This is a genomic window from Streptomyces sp. NPDC059499 (genome assembly GCF_042749285.1).
Classification (GTDB): Bacteria; Actinomycetota; Actinomycetes; order Streptomycetales; family Streptomycetaceae; genus Streptomyces.
In genome coordinates this window covers 138,484-148,056 of sequence record NZ_JBHYTT010000021.1, presented here as the reverse complement: position 1 = coordinate 148,056, position 9,573 = coordinate 138,484, and the positions used below count along the sequence as shown (strand labels likewise).

At 65.8% G+C, this 9,573-nt stretch carries 5 protein-coding genes; 4 read left to right on the top strand and 1 reads right to left on the bottom strand.

Features of this window, described 5'->3' with window-relative positions; all coding sequences use genetic code 11:
* Window positions 1-48: 48 nt before the first annotated feature.
* Window positions 49-3,897, bottom strand: a complete 3,849-nt coding sequence (locus ACFW9O_RS33515) for a GH92 family glycosyl hydrolase (RefSeq protein ID WP_384614603.1) — start codon at window positions 3,895-3,897, stop codon at window positions 49-51.
* A 788-nt stretch (window positions 3,898-4,685) separates the two neighbouring features.
* On the opposite strand from ACFW9O_RS33515, the gene ngcE reads away from it, so the two are divergent.
* The 4 genes from ngcE to ACFW9O_RS33495 all read left to right on the top strand — a co-directional run bounded on the left by ngcE (window position 4,686) and on the right by ACFW9O_RS33495 (window position 9,462).
* Window positions 4,686-6,092, top strand: a complete 1,407-nt coding sequence (gene ngcE, locus ACFW9O_RS33510; protein ID WP_384614601.1) for an N-acetylglucosamine/diacetylchitobiose ABC transporter substrate-binding protein — start codon at window positions 4,686-4,688, stop codon at window positions 6,090-6,092.
* A gap of 7 nt (window positions 6,093-6,099) precedes the next feature.
* Complete coding sequence (locus tag ACFW9O_RS33505) at window positions 6,100-7,155, top strand: carbohydrate ABC transporter permease (protein ID WP_384614599.1); 1,056 nt, start codon at window positions 6,100-6,102, stop codon at window positions 7,153-7,155.
* The gene (locus ACFW9O_RS33500; protein ID WP_384614597.1) at window positions 7,152-8,024 is read left to right on the top strand and encodes a carbohydrate ABC transporter permease; all 873 of its coding nucleotides are present in this window, start codon (window positions 7,152-7,154) and stop codon (window positions 8,022-8,024) included. Before ACFW9O_RS33505 ends, ACFW9O_RS33500 begins: the two co-directional genes overlap by 4 nt.
* Window positions 8,025-8,262: 238 nt before the next feature.
* Window positions 8,263-9,462 carry an ROK family protein gene (locus ACFW9O_RS33495; protein ID WP_384614595.1) on the top strand — a complete coding sequence of 400 codons (1,200 nt, stop codon included), beginning with the start codon at window positions 8,263-8,265 and terminating at the stop codon, window positions 9,460-9,462.
* Window positions 9,463-9,573 lie beyond the last annotated feature (111 nt).

Sequence of the window (9,573 nt, the reverse complement as noted above, 5' to 3'; positions counted from 1 at the left end):
AGCACGTGCGGGTGGCCGGCCCCCGGCTCTGCGACTCCGGTCAGGTGGTCAGGAGATCAGCTCGATCTCCGCCAGCGTCGCCGCCGCCGTGCTCACCAGCCGGTACTTGGTGTACGAGCCCGGCGTGTGCACCGAGAACACCCGGGTCTGCTTGTCCCAGACGAACGTCTGGCCGGACCGCTTGTCGAGGTCCTTCCAGGTGGTGCCGTCCGAGGAGCCCTGCAGCACCCAGCCCGTCGGGGCCTTCGCCGCCGCGGAGGACGTCAGCGTGTACTGGATCGCCTTCGTGGCGGAGGCGACCGGCAGGTCCACCGACTCGACCGCGGCCGAGGTGGCCGAGGAGTTGTCGTACAGCGCGCCGTCGCCCTTGAGCACGTCGCCCTTCGGGGCCGGAACCTTGTCGTCCTGGGTGACGGAGACCGGGGCCGCGCCCTTGCCCGTTCCCCACGCCGAGGGCTTGGAGCCCATGTCGAACTCCAGCACGCCGCCCTTGGCCAGCAGGTCGTGCGGCAGCGAAGTGGACGTCCACTTCTTTCCGTTGACCTTCAGACCCTGGACGTAGATGTTCTTCGCGCTGTTCTTCGGAGCCTTGACCACCAGGTCGCGGCCGTTCTCCAGGTGCACGGTGGTCTTCGTGAAGAGCGGCGAGCCGATCGCGTACTCACCACTGCCCATGACCAGCGGGTAGAAGCCGAGCGAGGAGAAGAGGAACCAGGCCGACTGCTCGCCGTTGTCCTCGTCGCCGTGGTAGCCCTGGCCGATCTCGCTGCCCGTGTACAGGCGGCCGAGGACCTCGCGGACCTTCTCCTGCGTCTTCCAGGGCTGCGAGGCCGCGTCGTACATGTACGTGGCGTGGTGCGCGACCTGGTTGCTGTGGCCGTACTGGCCCATCCGTACGTCACGCGCCTCGGTCATCTCGTGGATGACGCCGCCGTACGAACCGACGAACTCGGGTCCGGCGGTCTCGGGGGTCGAGAAGTAGGTGTCCAGCTTCTTCGCCAGACCGTCGCGGCCGCCGTACAGGTTGGCCAGGCCCCGGCTGTCCTGCGGGGCGGTGAAGGCGTAGCCCCAGCCGTTGGTCTCCGTGTAGTCGTAGCCCCACACACGGGGGTCGAACTTGTCGGAGGGCACGCGCCAGTCGCCGTTCGGCTTCTTGCCCTGGAAGAAGCCGGCCTTGTCGTCGAAGAGCTTGACGTAGTTCTGGGCGCGGTTGAGGAAGTACGCGGACTCCTCCTTGTAGCGCTCGTTCTTCGTCTTCTTGTAGAGGGCCTGGCCCATCTGCGCGATGCCGTAGTCGTTGAGGTAGCCCTCCAGCGACCAGGAGAGACCCTCGTGCGTCTCGGTGTTGGCGTACCCGGTGAAGACCGAGGTCTCCATGCCCTTGCGGCCGACACCGGAGGACGGCGGGGCCACCGTGGCGTTCTTGACGGCCGCGTCGTACGCCGCTTCCGCGTCGAAGTCCACGCCCTTGACGTACGCGTCGGCGAAGGCCACGTCCGAGCTCGTGCCGGTCATCAGGTCGGAGTACCCCGGGGAGGACCAGCGGGAGATCCACCCGCCGTCCTTGTACTGCTGGACGAAGCCGTCGACCATCTTGCCGGCCTGCTTCGGGGTGAGGAAGGAGTAGGCGGGCCAGGTCGTGCGGTAGGTGTCCCAGAAGCCGTTGTTGACGTACACCTCACCCTTGACGATCTTCGCGCCGGTGTGCGTCGGGGTGTTGGTGCCGGTCGGCGGCGAGAACGGGCTCGCGTAGGTGCTCTTCCCGTCGACCTGCTCGAAGCCGGAGTTCGGGTAGAGGTACAGCCGGTACAGGCTCGAGTAGAGCGTGGTCAGCTGGTCGGAGTTGGCGCCCTCGACCTCGACCTTGCCGAGGATCTTGTCCCAGGCCTTCTGCGCGTTCCTCCGGACCGTGTCGAAGGAGGTCTTCTCCGGCAGCTCCATGGCGAGGTTCTTCTTCGCCTGGTCGACGCTGATCAGCGAGGTGGCCAGGCGCAGGTTGACCGTGCGGTCCTTGCCCGCGTCGAAGCGGAAGAACCCGGTCACGTCGTCACCGCCGCCGCCCTTCAGCTTGCCGCTGTCGGTGACCGGTGCGTCGAAGGAGCCGTACACGAAGAGCCGGGTGGCCCCGGTGGAACCGCCGCTCTTCACGTCGGAGTAGCCGGTGAAGGAGCCGGTCTTCGCGTCGAGGGTGAGACCGCCGTCGTTGGAGACGTTGTCGAAGACCATGCTGGCGTCGGCGGACGGGTAGGTGAACCGCATCCGCGCCGCGTGGTCCGTGGGCGTCATCTCGGCCTTGAGACCGTTCTCGAACGTCACCCCGTAGTAGTGGGGGTTCGCCGTCTCGTTCTCGTGGCGGAACGGCAGCCCGCGTGCCGTACGGGAGGCGTCCGGGGTTCCGGAGGCCGCCGACGGCATCATCTGGAAGGTCTGGCGGTCGCCCATCCAGGGACTCGGCTCATGGCTGGCGCTGAAGGCCTGCAGCGTCGGCAGGTTGTCCGCGTTGTTGCCGCGCGAGTAGTCGTACAGCCAGCTCGTGGAGCCGGCGTTGGTGACCGGCGTCCAGAAGTTGAAGCCATGCGGGACCGCGGTCGCGGGGAAGTTGTTGCCGCGCGAGAAGCCGCCGCTGGAGTTCGTGCCGCGCACCGTCGACGCGTAGTCCGAGAGGTGCGCCTTGCGCTTCTCCGGGGCCTTCGGGGCGATCTTGATGTCGTCGAGCCAGCCCTGGAACTTCGCGGGGCCCTTGGGGGAGTCGTACGCCACCAGGATCCGGTCGACGGTCTTGCCCGCCGCGACGGTGCCGATGCGCGAGGCGACCTTGTTCCACTGGTTCACGTACAGCCGCTTGGCGTCGGCCTGGCCCTGCGGGGTCAGCAGCCCGCCGTGGCTGTCGGTGGCCTTCAGCTCGCTCAGGTAGCTGCCGTCGGTGAAGGCGAGGTCCACCGCGACGTGGGTCGCCGGATAGTTGAGGTCCGTCTGGCCCATCTGCGGGTAGACCAGGTACGAGAGCTCGGTGTCCTTGGTGACGGCCGTGTCGACGTCGAAGACCTTGTTGTACGAGTAGGCGTGGCCGTCCGGCTTGTGCGTGCCGGCGTAGCGCAGGGCCTTCTTTCCGGTGAATCCCGCGCCCGCCTTGGCGGTGGGGGAGCCGGAGGGGCCGCGGTCGATCTGACTGCGCATGTCGCCGGGCGCCGGCGGGGAGGCGTCGCCGTTGGAGAACTGGACGTCGGCGAGCTGGATCGCGTCCCCGGCGCCGTTGTTCTTCGTGATGTCCAGACGGAAGTGCTTGTAAGCCGTATCCGTCGTGAAATCGTACGACTTGGTCTGGAAGCGCTCCGAGAAGGTCTGGCCGGTCCGGGTGTCCAGGTCCGTCCAGGTCTTGCCGTCGGCGGAACCCTTCAGGGTCCAGTCCTTGGGGTCGCGCTCGTCGTGGTCGTTGGCCGAGGTGAGTGCGTATGTCACCACCTTGGTGGGTTCGACGAGATCGAACTCCACCCAGCCCGACGACTGGAAGGCCAGCCACTTGGTGGCGGACTCCACGTCGACGAGGTTCTCCTTCCCCTCGCCGCCCCCGGAGTTCTCGCTGCTGGCCCGCACATCGCTGACCTGATCGGTGACATTGCCCGGTATTCCGGCGGAGAATCCGCCATCGATACCCGATGCCCTCTTCTTTCCGTCAGAGCCTTCTTCAACGGTATTGCGCCAGTCCGGCTGCTTTTCGTCCTCTTCGAAGGAAGAGCTGAACGAACGTTCACCGGAAGGCTTTTGGGACGGTCCGGCCGGTTGTGCGAAGGCCGCGGTAGGGGCTGCCGCCACAAGGACGAGAGAGGCCGCGATGACCGCGGCGGAGGTGCTGTGTCTCTTGCGGGGGCCTTGCTGAAGACCACGTAGGGGCTGCATACGGAGCCGATCCTCCCGGGGGGCGTACTTGGACAACGTTGTCATTGCGGGACTCGGGTACCAGTAGGGAGCCAAGTGGCCAGATGTGTCAAGAGTGTTGCGAGGTGTCGCCCTGCCGAATCGGCCGCAATCCGGAAATGTTGGTTCCGGTGAGAGGGCGCACGGTGCCGAAGTGTCCGCGAGGTCTCAACTCGGGAAAGACTGCCGCTCAAACCTGCATTCGATCTTGCTCAGTTGGCGACAAGTGGACTATACCTGTCGGCACCTGGACGGCCGTTCGCGCGTCACGGGCAAGGGGGACGGGGGACGTCTGCGGGGCCGCTGTCAGCGACTTCGCCGTACGGCTCCCGAAATCCCGCACTGCACGGAAGAACTGCAATTCCGCATGACCCAAGCGCAACTGATTGCGGTGGCGGGACCCTTCGCCTGAGGCGATATCGACGGGTGACCGGTACACCGCCTGAGTCCTGGAGAAGGCGAGGACTTGAGCATGGGATCCACTCCCGGCGTAGGCCATTGCGATCTGATCAGGCGGAGCGCGACTGTCGCGCGGGCCGCGGCTACGGCGACCGTTTTTCCGACATCGCTCAGGTGATCACCATCGGTGCCGCTGAGCGGCTCCGAGACGACGGCTGAACGACCCGATGTGCATTTCCGCCGGCATCGCAGACGGAGACCCACATCAGGACGCGCTCAAAGAGAAGTGCGGCAAGCACGGGGCCAGCCCGGCCCGGCAGCCGAACACGCAGCAAACCGTAGAGATCCAATCGATCAGTGAGGATGCAGAGATGACCATTCGTGTCGGCTCTCTTGACAGGCGAACGCTCCTGCGCGGGGCGATCGCGACGGCAGCCATGGGTTCGTTCGCGGTTGCGTGTGGCTCTCCCTCCAGCAAGGACAACGGTGGCGGCGGCCCGAAGGGCAAGAAGGGTGCCAAGAACCCGTTCGGCGTCGCCAAGAACTCCAAGGTCGAGGCGGCCATCTTCGACGGCGGCTACGGCACCGACTACGTCGCGTTCGTCAACACGGTCGTCGGGGCCCAGATCGCCGGCACCAAGGTTGACGTCAAGCCGGTCGTCGACATCGGCCCGGAGCTCCAGCCCCGCTTCGTCGGTGGCAACCCGCCGGACCTCATCGACAACTCCGGTGAGGACCAGATCGGCTTCCTGGGCATTCTCGACCAGCTCGAGGAGCTCGACGACGTCTTCGAGGCCAACACCTACGAGGGCAAGAAGATCGCCGACATCGTCTACCCCGGCGTCAAGGACCCCGGCACGTTCAAGGACAAGTTCGTCGCGCTCAACTACGTGATGACGGTGTACGGCGTCTGGTACTCCAAGACGCTGTTCGAGGCGAACGGCTGGACCCCGCCGAAGACGTGGGACGAGGCGCTCGACCTCGGCCAGGCGGCGAAGAAGAAGGGCAAGTACCTCTTCGTCCACGGCAAGGAAGCGGCGACCTACTACCGGACGCTCCTGATCGACTCGGCGATCAAGGAGGGCGGCGACGAGGTCCGGCTCGCGCTGGGGAACCTGGAGAAGGGCTGTTGGTCGCACCCGGCGGTCCAGGGCGTCATCAAGGTCATGGAGACCATGGTCAAGGAGAAGATGTTCGTCCCCGGCGGCTCCGGCACCCAGTTCCAGAAGGCGCAGGCGATCTGGAGCAACGACCAGAAGGCGCTGCTCTACCCGTCCGGTGGCTGGATCGAGAACGAGATGAAGGACGCCACCAAGGCCGACTTCCAGATGACCGGTGTTCCGGCGATGACGCTCACGGCCAAGCCGAAGATCCCCTACGAGGCGCTCCGTGCGGCCGCGGGCGAGCCGTTCATCGTTCCCAAGCAGGGCAAGAACCCGGCCGGCGGCAAGGAGGTCCTGCGGGCCATGCTGTCCGAGAAGGCGGCCGCCAACTTCTCCAAGACGAAGCTGGCCCCGACGATCGTCAAGGGCACCGTGCCCGCCGACGGTTACGGCTCCACGGCCCTCGTCTCGCAGACGCAGATGCTCGAGGCCGCGGGCGAGAACATCTTCAACTACACGTTCGTCGAGGCCTACGGCATGAACACCGACCAGCTGGTGCCGTGGAACTCGTTCCTCGCCGGCGACATCGACGCCAAGGGTCTGACCTCGGCTCTGCAGAAGATCTCCGACAAGATCCGGGAAGACGCCTCCATCGAGAAGATCAAGGTCAGCTAGTAGCGCGATGAGTGACACGATCACCAAAACCGAACCCACGAGCGGCCGGCTCAAGTCGGCCGCTCGCGGCGGGCGTCCCGGGCGCCGCAAACTCACCTTCGACCGGGTGACGTTCTTCCTCGCGTTCCTCGGTATCCCGCTGGCCGTCTTCGTCCTTTTCGTCCTGATGCCGTTCGTCCAGGCGATCTACTGGGCGATGACGGACTGGCGCGGCTTCAGCCCGGACTACAACTTCGTCGGGCTGGACAACTTCATCAAGATGTTCGAGGACGACATCTTCCTGAAGGCGTTGCGCAACGTGGTGCTGCTGGCGGCCGTCGTACCGCTGGTGACGTTGACGCTCGCCCTCGGGGTCGCGGTGGCCATCACGCTGGGCGGGCCCAGCAAGGGCCCCGTCCGGGGGATCCGGGGTGCGTCGTTCTACCGGATCATCTCGTTCTTCCCCTACGTCGTGCCGGCGATCATCGTCGGCCTGATCTGGGCGCAGATGTTCGACCCGAACGCCGGCCTGGTCAACGGCTTCCTCACCAAGATCGGTCTTGACGGCTTCGTGGCGTTCGCCTGGCTGGGCGAGGTCTCGACCGCCATGCCGTCCCTGATGTTCGTCTTCGTCTGGGGACTCGTCGGGTTCTACGCGGTGCTCTTCATCGCCGCGATCAAGGGAGTTCCCGCCGAGCTGTACGAGGCGGCCAAGATCGACGGGGCCGGACGGTTCCGGACCACGATCTCGATCACCCTGCCGGCGATCCGGGACAGTGTGCAGACGGCGTACATCTATCTCGGCATCGCCGCGCTGGACGCGTTCGTCTACGTACAGGCACTGTTGCCGAACGGCGGGCCGGCCAACTCGACCCTGACGATCAGCCAACGGCTGTTCAACGTCGCCTTCGCGAAGCAGCAGTTCGGATACGCCACCGCGATGGGTGTCGTCCTCGCCGTCGTCACCCTGGTGTTCGCGGCGCTGGTGTTCACCGTCTTCCGCCTGACCGGCGGTGGCGAGGGCAAAGAGAATGCGCGTGGGTTCAAGGCTCGGCGTGCTGGAGCCAAGGGAGGTGCTCAGTGAGCGCCATAGCCGCTGACCGGAAACTGGTCAGGGTCACCGCAAGCAGCGACCGCAGGTTCGCCGCGATCTCGCACGTCTTGCTGGTCATATGGTCCGTGGTCGTGATCGTGCCCATGCTGTGGATCCTGATGTCGTCGTTCAAGTCGACCGGCGAGATCCTGTCGTCGCCGTTCTCGCTCCCGGGCCACTGGAGGGTCGAGAACTACGCGAACGCGTGGACCGACGCGAACATCGGGAAGTACTTCCTGAATTCGGTGATCGTCGTTGTCTCCGCGTTGTTCCTGGTGATGTTGCTGGGTGCGATGTGCGCCTACATCCTGGCCAGGTTCCAGTTCCCCGGGCGCCGGCTGATCTACTACACGATGCTGGCCGGACTGACGTTCCCGGTCTTCCTGGCGATCGTGCCGCTGTTCTTCCAGTTGCAGAACTTCGGGTTGCTGAACACGCGTCTGGGACTGATCCTCACCTACGTCGCGTTCGCGCTGCCGTTCACGATGTTCTTCCTCTATTCGTTCTTTCGGTCACTGCCGCATGACGTCTACGAGGCCGCGTTGATCGACGGTGCCGGTGACTGGCGGGCGTTCTTCCAGGTCATGCTGCCGATGGCCAGTCCGGGCATGGCCGCGGTGGCGATCTTCAACTTCCTGGGGCTGTGGAACCAGTTCCTGCTGCCGGTGGCGCTCAACACCGACCAGGACATGTGGGTCCTGACCCAGGGGATGGCCGCGTACGCGTCCTCGCAGGTCTACGACGTCGACTACGGTGCGCTGTTCGCGGCGATCGTGATCACGGTGGTGCCTGTGCTGGTCGTGTACGTCATCTTCCAGCGCCGGATTGCCGGTTCGGTGTCACAGGGCACCTTCCGCTGACGGTACGGCCGGGTCGCTTCGCCGGCCGGCGCCATCACGTAACCGCTGCTTCACCCCTTACACAAGGATCGGGCCCCGGAGAGACAACTCTCCGGGGCCCGATCCTTGTGTAAGGGGCAGGAGCAGATTTCCGTCAAGGGGTTGACGGCATAGGTATCCTCAGCGGAGCTTTGGAGTTCATAACTTGTACAAGGTTCGGTCACCCAGGGTGACGCGGACCACGGATAAGGGTGGGTCAATGGAGACTCCGGGGTCGCAGACATCTCTGCATCGCGCCAACCTTGAGCGGGTTGTGCGCGCCGTGCGTATGGCGGGTTCGCTCACCCAGGCGGAGATCGCCAGGAGTACGGGCCTCTCCGCGGCCACTGTCTCCAACATCGTTCGAGAACTGAAGGACGGCGGCACGGTCGAGGTGACCCCCACCTCGGCGGGCGGACGCCGTGCCCGGAGCGTCTCCCTCAGCGGGGACGCGGGCATTGTCATCGGGGTAGATTTCGGACATACTCACCTTCGCGTGGCCATCGGCAACCTCGCCCACCAGGTACTGGCGGAGGAATCCGAGCCGCTGGACGTCGACGCCTCGTCGGCGGAGGGCTTCGGCCGGGCGGAACAGCTGGTCAACCGGCTGATCGAGACGACCGGGATCAGCCCGGGCAAGGTGATCGGGGTGGGCCTCGGCGTTCCCGGCCCGATCGATGTGGAGTCCGGCACGCTGGGCTCCACATCGATCCTGCCGGGCTGGACGGGCATCAACCCCAGCCAGGAGCTCTCGGGCCGCCTCGGCGTGCCCGTGTACGTAGACAACGATGCCAACCTCGGAGCCCTGGGGGAGCTTGTCTGGGGCAGCGGCAGGGGGGTCAAGGACCTCGCGTACATCAAGGTCGCGAGCGGTGTCGGCGCCGGTCTGGTGATCGACGGAACCATCTACCGCGGGCCCGGCGGCACGGCCGGCGAGATCGGGCACATCACGCTCGACGAATCGGGCCCTGTGTGCCGCTGCGGCAACCGCGGCTGCCTGGAGACCTTCGCCGCCGCACGGTACGTCCTGCCCCTTCTGCAGCCCAGCCACGGGCCCGAACTCACCATGGAGCGGGTGGTCCAGCTGGCCCGTGAGGGCGATCCGGGGTGCCGCAGGGTGATCGGGGACGTGGGGCGGCACATCGGGAGCGGTGTGGCCAACCTCTGCAACCTGCTCAATCCCAGCCGGGTGGTGCTCGGTGGATCACTCGCCGAGGCAGGCGAGTTGGTGCTCGGACCCATTCGCGACTCGGTCTCCCGGTACGCGATCCCCAGTGCGGCACGGCAGCTCTCGGTGCTGCCCGGAGCGCTCGGCGGCCGGGCCGAAGTGCTGGGGGCGCTGGCCCTCGTTCTCAGCGAGATGGGTGATTCAACCCTTTTGGAGAGCACGGCCCCTGTCGGGGCTCCTGCCTTCACTTAGATAACGAATGGCACCGTTGTCATCTCGTTAAGTATTTACTCCTTGACGCTGACGGCGCGGCCGAGTTGACTCCAACCCACCTCGGCCGCAACGTCGCGGCCTCGTCAGGGA